This is a genomic window from Agrobacterium sp. 16-172Ci, assembly GCF_053522725.1.
In genome coordinates this window covers 84,499-101,016 of record NZ_JBNWBW010000008.1, presented here as the reverse complement: position 1 = coordinate 101,016, position 16,518 = coordinate 84,499, and the positions used below count along the sequence as shown (strand labels likewise).

14 protein-coding genes are annotated in these 16,518 nt (G+C 61.7%); 8 read left to right on the top strand and 6 right to left on the bottom strand.

Translation table 11 applies throughout. The features are described 5' to 3' along the window. Positions 1 to 4 precede the first annotated feature (4 nt). Complete coding sequence (locus ACQZ40_RS10505; protein WP_423753213.1) at positions 5 to 2,014, bottom strand: ABC transporter ATP-binding protein; 2,010 nt, start codon at positions 2,012 to 2,014, stop codon at positions 5 to 7. 200 nt (positions 2,015 to 2,214) lie between these two features. Beyond that, on the bottom strand, positions 2,215 to 4,065 hold the full coding sequence (locus ACQZ40_RS10500; protein ID WP_448747906.1) for an ABC transporter ATP-binding protein: 1,851 nt from the start codon (positions 4,063 to 4,065) through the stop codon (positions 2,215 to 2,217). A gap of 528 nt (positions 4,066 to 4,593) precedes the next feature. Here ACQZ40_RS10500 and ACQZ40_RS10495 point away from each other — a divergent pair. Both ACQZ40_RS10495 and ACQZ40_RS10490 read left to right on the top strand, forming a co-directional pair. Continuing rightward, complete coding sequence (locus ACQZ40_RS10495) at positions 4,594 to 5,067, top strand: tRNA (cytidine(34)-2'-O)-methyltransferase (RefSeq protein WP_442866777.1); 474 nt, start codon at positions 4,594 to 4,596, stop codon at positions 5,065 to 5,067. Positions 5,068 to 5,239: 172 nt separating this feature from the next. Further along, on the top strand, positions 5,240 to 6,892 hold the full coding sequence (locus ACQZ40_RS10490; RefSeq protein ID WP_020808607.1) for a Na/Pi cotransporter family protein: 1,653 nt from the start codon (positions 5,240 to 5,242) through the stop codon (positions 6,890 to 6,892). A gap of 36 nt (positions 6,893 to 6,928) precedes the next feature. Here ACQZ40_RS10490 and ACQZ40_RS10485 read toward each other — a convergent pair whose 3' ends face one another. Further along, positions 6,929 to 7,204 (bottom strand): hypothetical protein, encoded by a 276-nt coding sequence (locus ACQZ40_RS10485; RefSeq protein ID WP_003523094.1) that lies wholly within the window; start codon positions 7,202 to 7,204, stop codon positions 6,929 to 6,931. 129 nt (positions 7,205 to 7,333) lie between these two features. On the opposite strand from ACQZ40_RS10485, the gene hemF reads away from it, so the two are divergent. The 3 genes from hemF to ACQZ40_RS10470 all read left to right on the top strand — a co-directional run bounded on the left by hemF (position 7,334) and on the right by ACQZ40_RS10470 (position 9,052). Then, a complete protein-coding gene (gene hemF / locus ACQZ40_RS10480) occupies positions 7,334 to 8,245 on the top strand; it encodes an oxygen-dependent coproporphyrinogen oxidase (protein WP_059757389.1) in 912 nt (303 codons plus the stop codon). A gap of 123 nt (positions 8,246 to 8,368) precedes the next feature. Further along, the gene (locus ACQZ40_RS10475; protein ID WP_078051779.1) at positions 8,369 to 8,638 is read left to right on the top strand and encodes a hypothetical protein; all 270 of its coding nucleotides are present in this window, start codon (positions 8,369 to 8,371) and stop codon (positions 8,636 to 8,638) included. Between the two features lie 228 nt (positions 8,639 to 8,866). Then, the gene (locus tag ACQZ40_RS10470) at positions 8,867 to 9,052 is read left to right on the top strand and encodes a DUF1059 domain-containing protein (protein ID WP_003523091.1); all 186 of its coding nucleotides are present in this window, start codon (positions 8,867 to 8,869) and stop codon (positions 9,050 to 9,052) included. A 24-nt stretch (positions 9,053 to 9,076) separates the two neighbouring features. Here ACQZ40_RS10470 and ACQZ40_RS10465 read toward each other — a convergent pair whose 3' ends face one another. The 3 genes from ACQZ40_RS10465 to ACQZ40_RS10455 are packed head-to-tail and all read right to left on the bottom strand — an operon-like array spanning position 9,077 to position 11,585. Beyond that, a complete protein-coding gene (locus ACQZ40_RS10465; protein ID WP_448747905.1) occupies positions 9,077 to 10,333 on the bottom strand; it encodes a CCA tRNA nucleotidyltransferase in 1,257 nt (418 codons plus the stop codon). Next, entirely contained in the window at positions 10,330 to 10,959 is a 630-nt protein-coding gene (locus tag ACQZ40_RS10460) for an NUDIX hydrolase (RefSeq protein ID WP_080856629.1), read from the bottom strand. Before ACQZ40_RS10460 ends, ACQZ40_RS10465 begins: the two co-directional genes overlap by 4 nt. Beyond that, positions 10,956 to 11,585 carry a DUF1285 domain-containing protein gene (locus ACQZ40_RS10455; RefSeq protein ID WP_448747904.1) on the bottom strand — a complete coding sequence of 210 codons (630 nt, stop codon included), beginning with the start codon at positions 11,583 to 11,585 and terminating at the stop codon, positions 10,956 to 10,958. Before ACQZ40_RS10455 ends, ACQZ40_RS10460 begins: the two co-directional genes overlap by 4 nt. Positions 11,586 to 11,760: 175 nt before the next feature. Here ACQZ40_RS10455 and ACQZ40_RS10450 point away from each other — a divergent pair, with 175 nt between their 5' ends. Genes ACQZ40_RS10450 through ACQZ40_RS10440 form a run of 3 tightly spaced genes read left to right on the top strand, consistent with a single transcriptional unit; the run spans position 11,761 to position 16,518 of the window. Further along, positions 11,761 to 12,771 (top strand): AAA family ATPase, encoded by a 1,011-nt coding sequence (locus ACQZ40_RS10450; protein WP_065655696.1) that lies wholly within the window; start codon positions 11,761 to 11,763, stop codon positions 12,769 to 12,771. A gap of 25 nt (positions 12,772 to 12,796) precedes the next feature. Beyond that, positions 12,797 to 13,711 carry a DUF58 domain-containing protein gene (locus tag ACQZ40_RS10445; protein WP_142845437.1) on the top strand — a complete coding sequence of 305 codons (915 nt, stop codon included), beginning with the start codon at positions 12,797 to 12,799 and terminating at the stop codon, positions 13,709 to 13,711. Then, complete coding sequence (locus ACQZ40_RS10440) at positions 13,708 to 16,518, top strand: DUF4159 domain-containing protein (protein WP_448747903.1); 2,811 nt, start codon at positions 13,708 to 13,710, stop codon at positions 16,516 to 16,518. Before ACQZ40_RS10445 ends, ACQZ40_RS10440 begins: the two co-directional genes overlap by 4 nt.

Here is a 16,518-nt window from a genome sequence, read left to right as displayed (position 1 = left end):
GGCCTTATTGCGCCGCTTCGTCCGCTGCAAGAAAACCGCCCGACTGCCGCGCCCAGAGTTCCGAATAAAGTCCGCCCTGCATGACCAGATCGGAATGGCTGCCCTGTTCGACGATGCGCCCCTGGTCCATCACGATCAGCCGGTCGAGAGCGGCAATCGTCGACAGGCGGTGGGCGATGGCCAGCACTGTCTTGCCCTGCATCAACTCATCCAGATTGCTCTGGATCGCCGCCTCCACCTCCGAATCGAGCGCCGACGTCGCCTCATCGAGCACCAGGATCGGTGCGTCCTTCAGCATCACGCGGGCGATTGCGATGCGCTGGCGCTGGCCGCCGGACAATTTCACGCCGCGTTCGCCCACATGCGCGTCGAACCCCTTGCGACCGCGCTGATCCTCGAGCCTGGCGATGAAATCATCCGCCTTGGCTCGCCGCGTCGCCTCCTGCAATTGCGCTTCGGTGGCGTCGGTGCGGCCGAACAGGATATTGTCGCGAATGGAGCGATGCAGCAGCGACGTATCCTGCGTGACCATGCCGATATGGGCGCGCAGCGATTCCTGCGTCACCCTGGCGATATCCTTCCCGTCGATCAGGATGCGGCCTTTTTCGACATCGTAAAAACGCAGGAGCAGATTGACGAGGGTGGATTTTCCCGCCCCGGAGCGTCCGACGATGCCTACCTTCTCGCCCGCTCTGATTTCGAGATTGAGATGGTCGATGACGCCGTTCGCGCGCCCGTAATGGAAGCTGACATTTTCGAAACGGATGCCCGGCTTCTTCACCTCCAGCGCCGTCGCCTCCGGCGCATCGACGAGACCGATCGGCTGCGAAATCAGTTCGGCGGCATTCTGCACCGTGCCGAAATTGCGCATAATGCCGTTGAACTGCGTCATCAGCCGGCCGAGCAGGAAGTTGAGACGCAGCACCAGCGCCAGCGTGAAGGCCACCGCACCGGAACTGATCTTGCCGGAAAGCCACAGATCGATGCAGAGCGCCGCCATGGACGTGATCATCACGCCGGACAACAGCGCCATGGAGGCGCGCACGCCGGTGATGAACCGGGTGAATGTCATGGTCGCATGCTGGAAAATGTCGAAACCCTGCCGCATGTAGCGGTCATTGGCATCATCTCGCCCGAACAGCCGGAGCGTCTGGATATTGCTGTAGGCATCCACCATGCGGCCGGAGAGCATTGAGGCGGCTTCCGCCGTTTCCTTGGAATGGTAGCGGATACGTGGCACGAAATAGCGCGCCAGCAGCGAGAATATCCCCACCCAGACGACGACGACGACCGCAAGCCGCCAGTCCAGCCCGCCAATCAGGAACAGCATGGAAACGGAATAAATGCCGACGAACCACACGCTTTCCATCAGCGAGGTGACGAGATCGCCCGCTGCCTGCCCACCCGACCAGACCTTGGTGACGATGCGGCCGGAAAAATCGTTCTGGAAGAAGGTCAGCGATTGCCGCGCCACATGCATATAGGATTGCCAGCGCACCAGATTGTAAAAACCGGGCGTGATGATCTGCTGATCCACCAGCGCCGTTACCATGGTGACGATAAAACGCACCACGCCGATCAGCACCAGCATGCCCACCAGCTCGCCGCCATGGGCCGCAAGCAGCCCCGCCCAGCCCTCTTCCGGCTTCACGGTAGAGAGAATATCCACCAGCCGCCCGACGAACCAGAACAGCGCCGCCTCGATGGCCGCCGTCAGCCCGCCCAGCACCAGCATGGCTAAAAACGGCGCCTTGGCCTGCGAGATGTAGAACCAGATAAAGGCGAACGTGCTTTCAGGCGGCCGCAAATCGTCCTTGCGGGCGAAGGGCTTTATCCAGTTCTCGAAAAACTCGAAGATGCGGGTAATAACCATGATCCGGATATAGGCGGATTCCCGGAGCGGGAACAGCCGCGAAGGCTTCGGGAAGAGATTATATTTCGGTAACATTCGGGGAATGAAGAAGGGCGGGGAATGTTCCCCGCCCTTAAATCGACCCAGCGATATTTTGCGCATCGGTTGCATCCTCACACCGTCACCCCGGACTTGATCCGGGGTCCAGCGCGATCAAGTCCTTGATCGCAAAAGACGCCTCTCACGGCGCGGACGCGCCGTGGCTGGATGCCGGATCTAGTCCGGCATGACGGAAGAGAGGTTGGCACACATATCATAGGCGAGAGGGCGGGAAACCATGCTTGCCGCCCTCTCGCTTTTCCTTACTCTGCGGCCACTTCCGCCTCATGGTCGGCGATGAAGCCGCCGGACTGGCGCCGCCACAGGTCGGCATAGATACCGCCCATCGCCACCAGTTCCGCATGGCTGCCCGCCTCCACGATCCGGCCCTTCTCGAGAATGATGAGCCGGTCCATTTCGGTCAGTGTCGACAGGCGGTGGGCAATCGCGATTACCGTCTTGCCTTCCATCAGCGAGAACAGGTTTTCCTGGATCGCCGCCTCGACTTCGGAGTCGAGCGCGGAAGTCGCCTCGTCCAGCACCAGAATCGGCGCGTTCTTGAGGAAGACGCGGGCGATTGCGATACGCTGGCGCTGGCCGCCGGAGAGCTTCACGCCGCGTTCGCCCACCTGCGCATCGAGGCCCTGACGGCCATGCATGTCGACAAGCGTTTCGATGAAGTCCCAGGCATTCGCCCGCTTCGCCGCCGCGATCACCTGCTCGTCCGTAGCTTCGGGGTGACCATAAGCGATATTGTCGCGGATCGACCGGTGCAGCAGCGAAGTATCCTGCGTCACGACGCCGATCAGCTCGCGCAGGCTGTCCTGCGACACCTTGGAGATGTCCTGCCCGTCGATGGTGATCCTGCCCGCTTCCAGATCGTAAAAACGCAGAAGCAGGTTCATCAGCGTCGTCTTGCCCGCACCCGAACGCCCGACCAGACCGACCTTTTCGCCCGGTTTTATGTCGAGCGTCAGCCCGTCGATCACGCCCTTGTTCTTGCCGTAGTGGAAACGGACATTGTCATAACGGATCGCGCCCTGCGGTGCGGCAAGCTGAGGCGCCTTCGGAACGTCGACGATATCGTGCGGCTTCGTCATCATCGACATGCCGTCATAGACCGTGCCGATATTTTCGAACAGCGAGGTGACCTCCCACATGATCCACTGCGACATGCCGTTGACGCGCATGGCAAGGCTGATGGCGATTGCGACCGAACCGGCCGTGACCGAACCCTGCATCCAGAAATAAAGACCGAGCGCCGCCGTGGAAAACAGCACCAGGGCGTTGTTGAGGTCAATCAGGATGTTGAAGCCGGAAATCTTGCGCATCTGGCGGTGAACGGTTCCGAGAAACACATTCATGCCCTCACGCGCATATCTTTCCTCGCGCCCCGCATGGGAAAACAGCTTGATCGTCGAGATGTTGGTGTAACTGTCGACGATCCGGCCCGTCATCATCGAGCGCGCATCCGCCTGTTCCTGCGCCAGCCGGCCGAGCTTGGGCACGAAATAAGCGAGGATGGCCATATAGATACCGAGCCAGACCAGCAGCGGAATAACCAGCCGCCAGTCCGCCGCCGCGACCATGAACAGCATCGAGACGACGAAGCTGATCGCATAGACGAAGACGTCGATCACCTTCAGCGCCACTTCGCGGATCGCCAGCGCCGTCTGCATCACCTTGGTGGAAACGCGGCCGGCAAACTCGTTGGCGAAGAAGTTCATGGAATGGCGCAGCAGGAAACGGTGCATCTTCCAGCGCGCAATCATGCCGAAATTGCCGGCAAGCGTCTGGTGCATCGTCATGGTGTGGATCGCGCCCATCAGCGGCAGCACGAAGAGCACCAGCGCCGCCATGCCGATCAGATGCCAGCCCTCATCGGCAAAAAATGTCTCGCGGTTGGCCGTGGACAGCCAGTCGACGATATTGCCAAGGAATTTGTAGAGCATGGCTTCCGCAATCGCGATGCCCATGGACATCAGGCCGAGCAGCAGGAGCCATGGCCATGCGGGCTTCACATAGTGCCACAGGAACGGCAAAAGCTTCTTTGGCGGCACGGAGGGCGCCGAAGAGGGAAAAGGATCGAGGCGTTTTTCAAACCAGCCAAACATAGGCCAAGCTCCGGCAATCAATCGCTCCATCGTGACACGGTGAGCGGACACAAATATGGCTCACGACGGAACGGAAAAGTATTTGGATATGGCCGTGACAGCCACATGACGAATCGAAAAATGGGAAACGCGGGCGAACCGCGGAATAACACCTAAGCCAGCAGCGGCACGACTGGGGCCGGGAGGCGGATGCGAATGTCATTTGGCATGAGAACCTCCCTTGGCTGGTGTTGAAGATATGGCCTTGTAGCGCAAAATTTAGTCAATGACCAGTCGGAAAGACACCGAATACGCGAGAAAACATGCAGGTGCCGCCCAAAGGCGAACGGGCGGAGATGACCCCGCGAGGTCTCCGCCCGTTAAACGATGCGCACGTCGCCCTATTCGGCCGCGGGTAGCCGCCCTGTGTGTCACGCGAATGAACATCCAGCCGGGAACGACGCTTCAAGGGGACTTTTCGCGGCATAGCTGTCGCCCGGCCCCTGCCCGTGATAATCGGACGGGCACGCCAACCGTAGTGAGACGTCCATGCCCGATACCATGCCCGAAATAAGGATCGCCCTTTACCAGCCCGATATTCCCGGCAACACCGGCACCATCCTGCGGCTGGCCGCCTGTCTCGGCCTCGGCGTCGACATCATCGAGCCGGCCGGTTTCGATATTTCCGACCGCAACCTGAAACGGGCGGGCATGGATTATATCGCAGCGGCGGCGCTGACGCGCCATGTCAGCTGGGACCGTTTCGAGGAATGGCGGGCAACCACCGGCCGCCGTCTGGTTCTCGCCTCCACCAAAGCCGCCCTTCCCTATACGAAGATCGCCTACCGCACGGATGACATCCTGCTTTTCGGCCGCGAAAGTGCGGGCGTACCAGACCATGTGCATGAGAAGGCAGAGGTGCGAATCATCATCCCCATGGTGGCGGGACAGCGCTCCATCAACGTCGCCATGTCGGCGGCGATGATCGCCGGCGAGGCTTTGCGTCAGGTGGCATGGGCATAGGCGTCATTTTTAACGCCAATTTTTCGGGCAAATACAAAATTTGACCGTTTTTACTTCAAAACTGTCGCAACCCGGCCTGTACCGAGGGCATCGAGGCTCCTATACTGATTAGCCGGACAATAAAAATCGTGCTCGCCGGAACCATCCGCCGGCGGGTGTGAGGAGACGTCGCATGCAATCCACCATTGTCATCGTCAACCTTCTCGGCGCAGTCGCGCTGCTGCTCTTCGGCCTTGCCCAGGTAAAGGACGGGGTCACCCGTGCCTTCGGCATGAAACTGCGAAGCGTGCTGGCGACCGGCACCCAGAACGGCCCGCGTTCGTTCTTTTCCGGCTTCTTCGCCACCGTCGCGCTGCAAAGCTCGACGGCGACGGCGCTCACCGTCGCCTCCTTTGCTGAACGAGACCTCATCAGGCCACGCATGGCGCAGGTGGTGCTGCTTGGCGCCAATGTCGGCACCGCCGTGACCGCATGGATCGTGGCAGCCGGGGTGGAATGGCTGTCGCCGCTGCTGATCCTTGCCGGCATTATTTTGAAAAAGGGCAGCTCCAATGCCCGGCAGGGCGGCGGAACGGCGCTGATCGGCATCGGCCTCATGCTTCTGTCGCTGCATCTGTTGAGCGGCGCGACAGAACCGATGCGCGCCTCGCCGGCTCTCGGCGTCTTTATCGGCCTGCTTGACGGGGCATGGCCCGTCGCGCTGATCTTTTCCGCCGTGCTCGCCTTCGTTTCGTCTTCCAGCCTTGCCGTCGTGGTGCTTATCCTGTCGCTCGCCGCCACCGGCACGCTTTCCACCGGCCTCATCATCGTGCTCATTCTCGGCGCCAATCTCGGCGGCGCCATTCCGCCGGTGATCGCCACGCTTTCCGGCCCTGCCTCGGCGCGGCGCATCACCATGGGCAACCTTCTGGTGCGCACCATTGGGTGCCTCATCGCCCTGCCGCTCGCCTCCTATGGCGCGGAATTCCTGCAGCAATTGCCGCTTTCGCCGGCAAAATTGCCAGTCGACGCCCATCTGATCTTCAACGTCATTCTGGCGGCGCTGGCCTGGCCCTTCTCCGGCCTGCTGTCAGACCTGATGGCAAGGCTGGTGCCAGGCGATCCGAAAGCCGAAGACGGCCCGAATTTCCTTGACCAGCAGGCGCTGGACATGCCGGTCGTGGCGCTTGCCAACGCCACCCGCGAAGTGCTGGGTGTCGGCGACAGCATCGAGCGCATGCTGATCCGCGCTGAAAACGCCTTCAAGCACAATGATCTCGCACCGCTTCAGGAGGTTTCCCTGCTCGAAAAGAAGGTCGACCGCCGCCAGCAGGAGGTGAAGGTCTATCTGTCGCAACTGGGACGCAAGGGGCTTTCCGACGAAGAAGCCCGCCGTTCGATCGCCATCATCGATTACGCGATCAACCTCGAACATATCGGCGATATCATCGAAAAGGGCATCTGCGAGCAGATCCGCAAGAAGGTGCTGAACAGCTTCAAGTTTTCCGACGACGGTTATGAGGAGCTGAAAACCCTGTTCGACATGACCATCGAGAACCTGCGCGCCGCCCAGAGCATTCTGGTGACCGGCGATTTCGAACTCGCCCGCCGGCTGATGGAAAGCAAGGTTGATATACGCCGGCTCGAAAAACAGTCCTCCAACCGCCATCTGGAGCGGCTGCGCGACGGGCTGGCGGAAAGCATGCAGACCAGCTCTCTGCATCTCGACATGCTGCGCGACCTTAAACGCATCAACGCCCATATCGTCACGGTGGCGCATCCCATTCTGGATGAAAGCGGTGTGCTGATCGAAAGCCGACTGCGTTATGCCGAGCCCCGCGCCTGAAAGCATTTCCGGGGAAATGCGAAAACGCTCTAAACTTCAATCGGCCGAAGGAAGCCGCCGCATGGTGAATTCGATGCGGTCGCCTTCCAGTTGCCGCCAGCTTTCCACTTCCGTCCAGTAGGCCGCTTTCGGAAAGCTGTCGAACCATTCGCGCGCCTTGGCGCGGGCTTCCTCGCGTCCGAGACAGAAGGTCTGCCGCACGAACATGCCATTGCGCGTCTTGTCGTCGCCCGAGCCTTCACGCGCCTTGCGGTGATTGGCGATCCTGCGCTTCAGCCCGTCGAGGGGCGGCGGTCCGGTAAATTTCGTCATGATATTCACCTCTGGCACCTACATCGATAAAGATAGTGCCCGCATGTGAACTTGGCGAGTCGAATTTGTGCGCGGGGCCTGCACCTGCTAGACGCGACAGGGAATCGACTTCACCTAAGGAGAATACGCATGGAACGGCCAATCTTGCCGAAGGGCTTGCCCGACGACATCGAGGACAAGAAGGCCCTTGCCCAAGCCTGGTTCCAGCATCTGCGCGACACCATCGTTAACTCCTTCGAGACCCTCGAAAACGACCTGACCGGCCCTCTTTCCGACCAGGAGCCCGGCCGTTTTGTCCAGAAAGACTGGCTGCGCGACAATGGCGAGGGCGGCGGCGGCAAGATGTCGATGATGGAAGGCCGCGTCTTCGAAAAGGTCGGCGTCCACACCTCCACCGTCTATGGCGAATTCTCGCCGGAATTCCGCAAGCAGATACCGGGTGCGGAAGAAGACCCGCGTTTCTGGGCGTCGGGCCTCTCGCTCATCGCCCATCCCGTCAACCCCAATGTGCCGGCGGTGCACATGAATACCCGCATGGTCGTCACCACCAGCCACTGGTTCGGCGGCGGCGCGGATCTGACGCCGGTGCTGGGGCGCAGACGGACGCAGGAAGACCCGGACAGCCAGCTTTTCCATCGTGCCTTCGAAATCACCTGCAACCGCCATCCGGTTGCCGATTATCCGCGCTACAAGACGTGGTGCGACGAGTATTTCTTCCTCAAGCACCGTAACGAAGCCCGCGGCATCGGCGGCATCTTTTTCGACTGGCTGCACCCGCAGGAGGAAAATGGCGGCTGGGACGCCAATTTCGCCTTCGTGCAGGATGTCGGCCGCGCCTTTAATCTGGTCTATCCGAAAATCGTCCGCGCCAATTTCAACCAGAACTGGACGGAAGAGGACCGCGACGAACAGCTCATCCGCCGCGGCCGCTATGTGGAATTCAACCTGCTTTACGATCGCGGCACGATCTTCGGCCTCAAGACCGGCGGCAACGTCGAATCGATTCTCTCCTCGCTGCCGCCGGTGGTGCGCTGGCCTTAAAAAACCTCACGCAAATTTGACGCTCATCAGCCAATTTGTCGCAAATAGCGCAAATTAGGACTTATGGAAAAATCAAGGCAATGATAGTCTCCTCCCCGCAGACGTACTGGAGGAGCTATCGTCATGATTACTTCGAACAGCATGCCTATCTCTGCTTCCCCCGAGGGAGCGCCACAATCCATCGATACCCCGGAATTGATCGACCGCCTGGCAGCGGAAATGCGCGCCACGGGTGATCGCGAACTGCCGCATTCCTTTTATGTCGAACAGGTAAAACGCTCCCTTGCCGGACAAAAAACGGCACGGCGGGCGGCCAATGACGAAATGCCTCGTACAAAAATTCCGGCAGCCGGCACATCCTCTGTTTTTCAGTGCTGGGCGATGCCCGAATAGGGGCCTGAATAAGGTCGAAGGACGCCGCTCTGGAACATAAGCGGTGAACATTCGTTTCTTGTCGGAGGGACAGCAGGCAATCGAATTGCTGTCCCTCACTCTCGCACATTCTCCCTGTCGAAAATCGATTCCGCTTTTCGACAGGGAGAATGTGCAGACTCAATATGTTAGAGCGTCCTTCATGCGTCCGAAAGGACGCATGGCGCTCTAAAACAGGGAGGCAAGACCATGAGACTGTTTGAATGTGGAACGCTCGTGCCCGGCTGTGCCTGGCACACGCGCGCAGATGACGACGCCGAAGTGGTGCGGCGCACCGTGGAACATATGCGATCGGCGCACGGCGAGACCGTCATCCGCGAGAACATGATCGAAAATATCAAATCCCGCATTCGCGACGAGGCAAATGCGGCCTGAGCCGCGACGCCGCCGTCGCTGACCTCAATTCTCCAGCATATCCTTCAGCCGGGCGGTTAACGCTGCCCGGTCGAGTGAGAAATTGACGTCGACCCACTTTTCCTCGAGGCTTTTCAGCACTTCGCCCACCTTCGGGCCCGCCTCGACGCCCGCCGCCATCACATCAGCGCCGCTCAGCGGAAAGCCCGGTTTGTGAAATTTCTCCGCCCGCGTCAGCAAAGTAGAAAGCCGCGCCACTTTCTGCATGGCCGTGTCGCCAGCCGAAAGATCGGCACGGGCCGAAGCAAGCGCCAGTTTCAGCCGCGTCTTCACGCCCTCGACGCCCTGACGATAGAGCAACCGGTCGAGCGCCGTCTCCTTCAGCTCTGGATCAGCCGCCGGCGCCGAAGCCCAATGGGCAAGATAAGCCGCTTCGGCCTTCGACAGCCGGAGGCGCGCGGAAAGGGCGGCCAGCCTGTCCCTGTCCGGCGGCACGATGGCGGCAAGCCGCAGCATCGGGTCCACCGCCCAGCCGAGAGCCTGCTCCGTCGCCACCAGCCCATGAATGGCGTCGATGCCCCATTTTTCTGTTTCGGGAAGAATTTCCGCCAGAACGCCCGATTGCCGCATCCACAAAAGGGCGCGGGAAGGATCGCGGGCGGAAAGCAGCTTTTTCAGCTCGCTCCACACCCGCTCGGCCGAAAGGGTGCCCAGCTTGTCCTTGGCCCGCGCGCTTGCCCGCAAGCCGTCCGCATCCGGGCGGCCAGAACCATAATGGGCGAAAAAGCGGAAAAACCGGAGAATCCGTAGATAATCTTCCGAAATCCGCATCGCCGCATCGCCGATGAAACGCACAGTGCCGGTCTCGATATCGGGAAGACCATCGATAAGGTCGATGATCTCGCCCTTTTCGTCGGCATAGAGGGCATTGATGGTGAGGTCGCGCCGCTCCGCGTCGGTCTGCCAGTCGGTGCCGAAGGCCACCTGTGCGTGGCGGCCATTGGTTTCGACATCGCGGCGCAACGTCGTCACCTCGAAACCTTCGCCATCGATCACCAGCGTCACCGTGCCGTGTTCGATGCCGGTCGGCACCGCCTTGATGCCTGCCGCCCTGGCCCGCGCAACAACCACGTCAGGGGTGAGCGTCGTCGCCATGTCGACATCGACCACCGGCAGGTCCATCAGCGCATTGCGCACCGCGCCGCCAACGATCCGCACCTCGCCGCCATCGGCATTCAGAAGCGTAAAAATGCGCTTCAGCGCCGGTTTTTCAAACCAGTCCCGCCCGGCAAGGCTGCTCATGAATAAAACCTCTCGTAAATCGTCCTGACGATGCCCGCCGTAATGCCCCAAATGTAGCGTTCGCCATAGGGCATTTCGTAGAAAAACCGCTCCTTCCCCTGAAAGATGCGGCTGCCGCGCCCGTGGTTGGCCGGGTCCATCAGAAAGGACAGCGGCACCTCGAAAACCTCATCCACTTCCGTTGGATTGAGCGTCAGGTCGAAGCCGGGCCGAACGATGGACAGCACCGGCTTGATGCGGAAACCCGTCCCGGAAATATAATCCGGCAGACGCCCGACCGTTTCCACAAAAGACCTGGAAAGGCCGATTTCCTCTTCCGTCTCGCGCAGCGCCGCCTCTTCCGGCGTCCGGTCCTCGGCATCGATGCCGCCGCCCGGAAATGAAATCTGGCCGGAATGTTTGCGCAACGTCGAAGTGCGCTGGGTGAAGATCACCCGCGCATCGTTGCCATCGTCAATGACCGGCACCAGCACGGCGGCGTCCTTCAGCCTGATGCCGTTTCCAGACAGCACCACGCCCGGATTGAGGACATGGTCGCCATTTTCACGCTCGGCCACACCCTCACCTTCCTGCAGTACCCGGCGGCGGAAATCGCTGGCGGTAAAACCTTTGAGTGTTGTTGTCATTGCGAAAGCCGTTCCAGTTCCTTGGCCGGCATCACCGGAAAGATCACCCCGCCCGAGCGCACCGCGAACATCTCAACGCCATCCACCTTAATCACCTCGCCAAGTGCGACGAGATCATACATCACCGCCCGCGACACGAGCGCTTCCAGTCTGCCGCGCACCAGAAGATAGGGCTTCAATTCGCGGTTCTCACCGAAAACCTCGAACCGCAGCGGATGCTCCGGCCCGGCCTCCACCACATCGCCGACATTGGTGCGGAAGGTCAGCAGCGGCTCGCCATCATCCTCACCCGCCGTCAGCTTCATTTCCACGGCGACGAAAGGCGCGTCCACGACGCGGATGCCGACTTTTTCCACAGGAGTTACGAGATAGGTTTTGCCATCCTCATCCTTGCGCAGAACCGTGGAAAACAGCCGCACCAGCGGCGCCCTGCCGATGGGGGTGCCGAGGTAGAACCATGTGCCGTCAGCGCGGATTTCCATGTCGAGATCGCCGCAAAAAGGCGGATTCCAGCGCTCCACCGGGGCCGGCCCGCGTTTGGCCTCACCGGTCTGTTCGGCGGCGCGGGAAATCATCGCCGCCAGCCCTGCCGCATCGCCTGCCGAATTTATCGTCTCCGCTGCCATATTCGAGTCTCGCTTTGCCGATAAGGAAATACTAAGTCACGACATAGTCATTCGAATGGCGCTTGTCAGCGGCCAAGAGAGCAATAAGCTATATGCAGCGCAAAATCCGTCCCGGCCGACTGCCAGCAAAACCGGGATGCGACTGTGACAGCGGCGAAGGTATGAGGAGAGCGACATGGGCGTGATGAATACCGGCGAAACCCTCGATGAAAAGGCCATCGTCGCCTCGGCCGAAAAGGCGCTTTCCGATATCGCGGCCATCCGCACGGAAGTCTCCAAGGTCATTTTCGGCCAGGAAAAAGTGGTGCAGAACACGCTTCTCGCCATCCTTTCCGGCGGCCATGCGCTGCTGGTCGGCGTTCCCGGCCTCGCCAAGACCAAGCTCGTCACCACGCTCGGCACCGTGCTCGGCCTCGATGCCAACCGCATCCAGTTCACGCCGGACCTGATGCCCTCGGATATTCTCGGTTCGGAAGTCATGGATCAGGACGAGAACGGTCGCCGTTCCTTCCGCTTCATCAAGGGTCCGATTTTCGGCCAGCTGCTGATGGCCGACGAAATCAACCGCGCCAGCCCGCGCACGCAGTCCGCTCTGCTGCAGGCCATGCAGGAATATCATATCACCATGGCCGGCCAGACCTATGAGCTGCCAAAGCCGTTCCATGTTCTCGCCACCCAGAACCCGCTGGAGCAGGAAGGCACCTATCCGCTGCCTGAAGCCCAGCTCGACCGCTTCCTGCTTCAGGTTGATGTCGGTTATCCCGAGCTTGCCGCCGAACGCCAGATCCTGCTCGACACGACGGGCACCGCCTCGGGCGAAGCGCGCGGCGTGATCGATGCCGGGCGCCTGATGGAAATCCAGGCCCTCATCCGCCAGATGCCCGTGAGCGACAAGGTGGTGGATGCAATCCTCTCGCTCGTCCGCTCCGCCCGCCCCGGCCATGGCAACAAATTGACCGACAAACACGTTGTCTGGGGTCCGGGCCCGCGCGCCGGCCAGTCGCTGATGCTGACGGCCCGCGCCCGTGCGCTTTACGAAGGCCGGCTCGCCCCGTCGCTGGACGATGTTCATGCGCTCGCCGAACCGGTGCTGGAGCACCGCATGGCGCTGACCTTTGCGGCCCGCGCCGAAGGCATGTCGGTGCGCGATGTCATCGCAGCGCTCGTGGAGCAGGCGAAGAACTGAAAGCACGTTCGCGAAAGGACTGCATGTGGCATCCATCGGCCAGATCGTAGACAAGACGCCGGGTAGCGAAGTTCTGGCGCGCGCACGCCAGCGCGCAGCCCTGGTGCCGGACTGCATGGTCGAGGCAAAGCGCATCGCCAACACTGTCACCGCCGGCTGGCACGGCCGCCGCAAACGCGGCATCGGTGAAAATTTCTGGCAGTTCCGCCCCTATGCCGAAGGCGAGAGCCTGTCGCGCATCGACTGGCGGCGCTCGGCCCGCGACGATCATACCTATGTGCGCGACCGGGAGTGGGAAGCCGCCCACACCATCTGGCTCTGGGCCGACATGTCGCCGTCGATGATGTTCAAATCCACCCTCGGCTCGGTCTCCAAGGAAAGCCGGGCGCTGGTGCTGATGCTGGCGCTGGCGGAAATCCTTGCGCGCTCGGGCGAGCGCATCGGTTGTCCCGGCATCATGGAGCCGGTCTCGGCCAGAAACGCCGCCGAACGGCTGGCCGCCGCCATCATGCACGCGCCGCTGACCACCGGCATGCCGGAAACGGGCATGATCCGCGGCGCGAGCGACATCGTCCTCATCGGCGATTTTCTCGATGATGCCAAAGCCGTGATGGAGCGGATTTCGCCTCTGGCGCGGCGGGGCCTGCGCGGCCATGTGGTGGAAATTGCCGATCCGGCCGAAGAAACCTTCCCCTACTCCGGTCGGACCGAATTCACCGACCCGGAAACCGGCGAAAAACTGGTGTCCGGCCGTGCCGAAACCATTCGCGAGGATTACACCCGCGCCTATCTCGCAAGGCGTGAGGCGCTGTCCTCGTCGCTGCGCCGTCTCGGCTGGAACTTCGTGTTCCACCGCACCGATCATCTGGCCTCCGAGGCGCTTGTGGCCATGCACATGTATCTTTCCGGCGCGCCAGCACAGGGCGGTGGGCAAAGATGAGCGCATTGCCTTTCGTCTTCACCAGCCCCTATATCCTCCTCGGCTTGCTGGCGCTGCCCGCCATCTGGTGGCTGCTGCGGCTTACCCCGCCGCGCCCCAAGGCGGAAGTGTTTCCGCCGCTGAAGATATTGGCGACGGTGCTGAAACGCGAGGAAACCCCCTCGAAAAGTCCGTGGTGGCTGACCCTGCTGCGCATGGCGCTTGCCGCCGCCGTGATTTTTGCGCTCGCCGATCCGGTGGTGAACCCGCGCAACAACAGCATAGCCGGCAGCGGCCCGCTGGTGCTGGTGGTCGACAATAGCTGGGCCTCCGCACCTGATTGGGAAAGACGCGTGGCGACCGCTCAGGCCCTGATCGGCGACGCGGAACGGGCAGACCGCCCCGTCTCCATCAGCTTCACCGCCGATGCGGAACATGACGCCGTACCGGGAACGACAGCCGTTGCACTGGAAAAACTCGCCGCAGCAAAGCCAAAGCCGCTCGTTCCAGATCGTGTCCGCACGGCGGAAGCCATCACCGAGGCGCTGAACGGCACGGCTCCCGGCACGATCGCCTATATTGCCGATGGTGTTCAGACCGCGCAGGATGAAAGCGCGATGAGAACGCTGGCCAGCCTCTCCCCCGCCGAATTCCGCATCGTGAAGGGCGACGGCAAGGCGATTACAGCCATTACCGGCGCCACCAACAATGCCGATGCCATGAGCGTCACACTGTCGCGGCTCGATATCGCCGAAGCCGCCCGGGTAACCGTCAATGCGCAGGACAGCCAGGGCCGCATCCTCGCCAACGGCGTCGCAAACTTCGCGCCCGGCGCGGCTGAAACCACGGCGACGGTGGAAGCACCCTTCGAATTGCGCAACGATTTCGCCCGCCTCTCGCTCGAAGGCGTGTCGACGGCGGGTGCGGTGCATCTGCTGGATGACGGTTTCCGCCGCCGCCGCGTGGCGTTGCTGGCCGGCGAAACCGGCAATGATTTCCAGCCATTGCTGCAGCCGCTTTATTATATCAGCCGCGCGCTCCAGCCATTTGCAGATCTAATCCCGCAGCGGCAGGCCGATCTGGCGCAGGCAATCCCGGAAATCCTGCAATCCAATCCTTCGGTCATCGTCATGGCCGATATCGGCCGTCTGCCGCAGGAAACCTATGAGCCGATGCAGAAATGGCTTGCGGGTGGTGGCACGTTGATCCGCTTCGCCGGGCCGCGCCTTGCCGCAGCCCCGGCCGACGATCCGCTCGTGCCCGTAACACTCAGACAGGGCGAACGCGCGCTTGGCGGCGCGCTCTCCTGGGCCGAGCCGCAGCCGCTTGCCGATTTCCCGAATTTCGGCGCCTTTGCCGGCATGCCGAAGGCCGACGGTGTCCTCGTCAAGCGTCAGGTTCTGGCCGAACCGACACCGGATCTGGCTGAACGCACATGGGCAAGCCTTGCCGATGGCACGCCGCTCGTCACCACCCGCAATGTCGAGGCTGGCCGCATCGTGCTGTTCCATGTCAGCGCGGAGGCAAGCTGGTCTGACCTGCCGATCTCGGGCCATTTCGTCGATATGCTGCGCCGTATCGTGCAATTGTCGAAGGCGGGCGGCGCTTCCGCCAACGCCAATGCCCCGGCCGCGGCCCTTCCGCCCTTCCGGCTGCTGACGGCGGAAGGCGCGCTTTCAGCCGAAATCGGCACTGCCCGGCCGCTGGAAATGCGCGCCGGCCAGCCGCCGCGCACCGGTTTCGACAATCCCCCCGGCCTCTATGGCACAGAGGATGGTTTCGTGGCTCTCAATCTCTTACCCGCAGGTGCCACACTTCGCCCGCTCGACACCTCCGCCGCCGGTGTCAGCACCACTAGCGAAGCCCTGATCGGCGAAACCGCGAAATCGCTGCGCCCCGCGCTCTTCATCGCCGCCTTCCTGATGTTGATTGCCGACAGCCTGATCGTGCTCTTCATGAACGGTGCCTTCGCACGCCTGCCGAAAGCCCGCAGCGCCACCGCCGCCACCGTGCTTCTGGCGCTCGGCGCCTTTGCCGCCATGTCGCCAACCGACGCCCGCGCCGACGATCCCAAACCCGGCGACGAACAGATTTTCGAGCGGCTGGACACCACCCATCTCGCTTATGTCCGCACCGGCGAAGACGATGTCGACCGCATTTCAGAGCAGGGTTTGCAGGGTTTGAGCGAATTCCTGACCTGGCGCACAACGCTGGAGCCCGGACAGCCTGTGGGCCTCGATATTTCCAAGGACGAATTGTCCTTCTATCCCATCATCTACTGGCCGGTTTCCGCAACAGCACCCATGCCCTCAAGCGCCGCCATCTCACGCATCGACGCCTATATGCGCGCCGGCGGCACCGTGCTGTTCGACACGCGCGACCAGTTCTCTTCGCTCGATACCGGCGCGACCAGCCCTAACGGCGAACGCCTGCAGGCGATCCTCGCCAATATCGATATCCCACCGCTGGAGCCCGTGCCGGAAGATCACGTTCTGACGCGCTCCTTCTACCTGCTCACCAATTTCCCCGGCCGTTACAACGGCTCCCCGCTCTGGGTGGAATCACGGCAGGGGGCGGCCAAGACCACCTCCGGCCTCTCCTCCTCCGGTGATGGCGTGACGCCGATCATGATAACGGGCAATGATTTCGCCGGCGCATGGGCCGTCGATCCGCAGGGCGCGCCGGTTCTGCCAACGGTGCCGCCGGATGAGATGCAGCGCGAACACGCCTTCCGCTCCGGCGTCAACATCATGATGTATATGCTGACCGGCAACTACAAGGCCGATCAGGTCCACGTTCCCGCACTTCTCGAACGGTTGGGGCAGTGA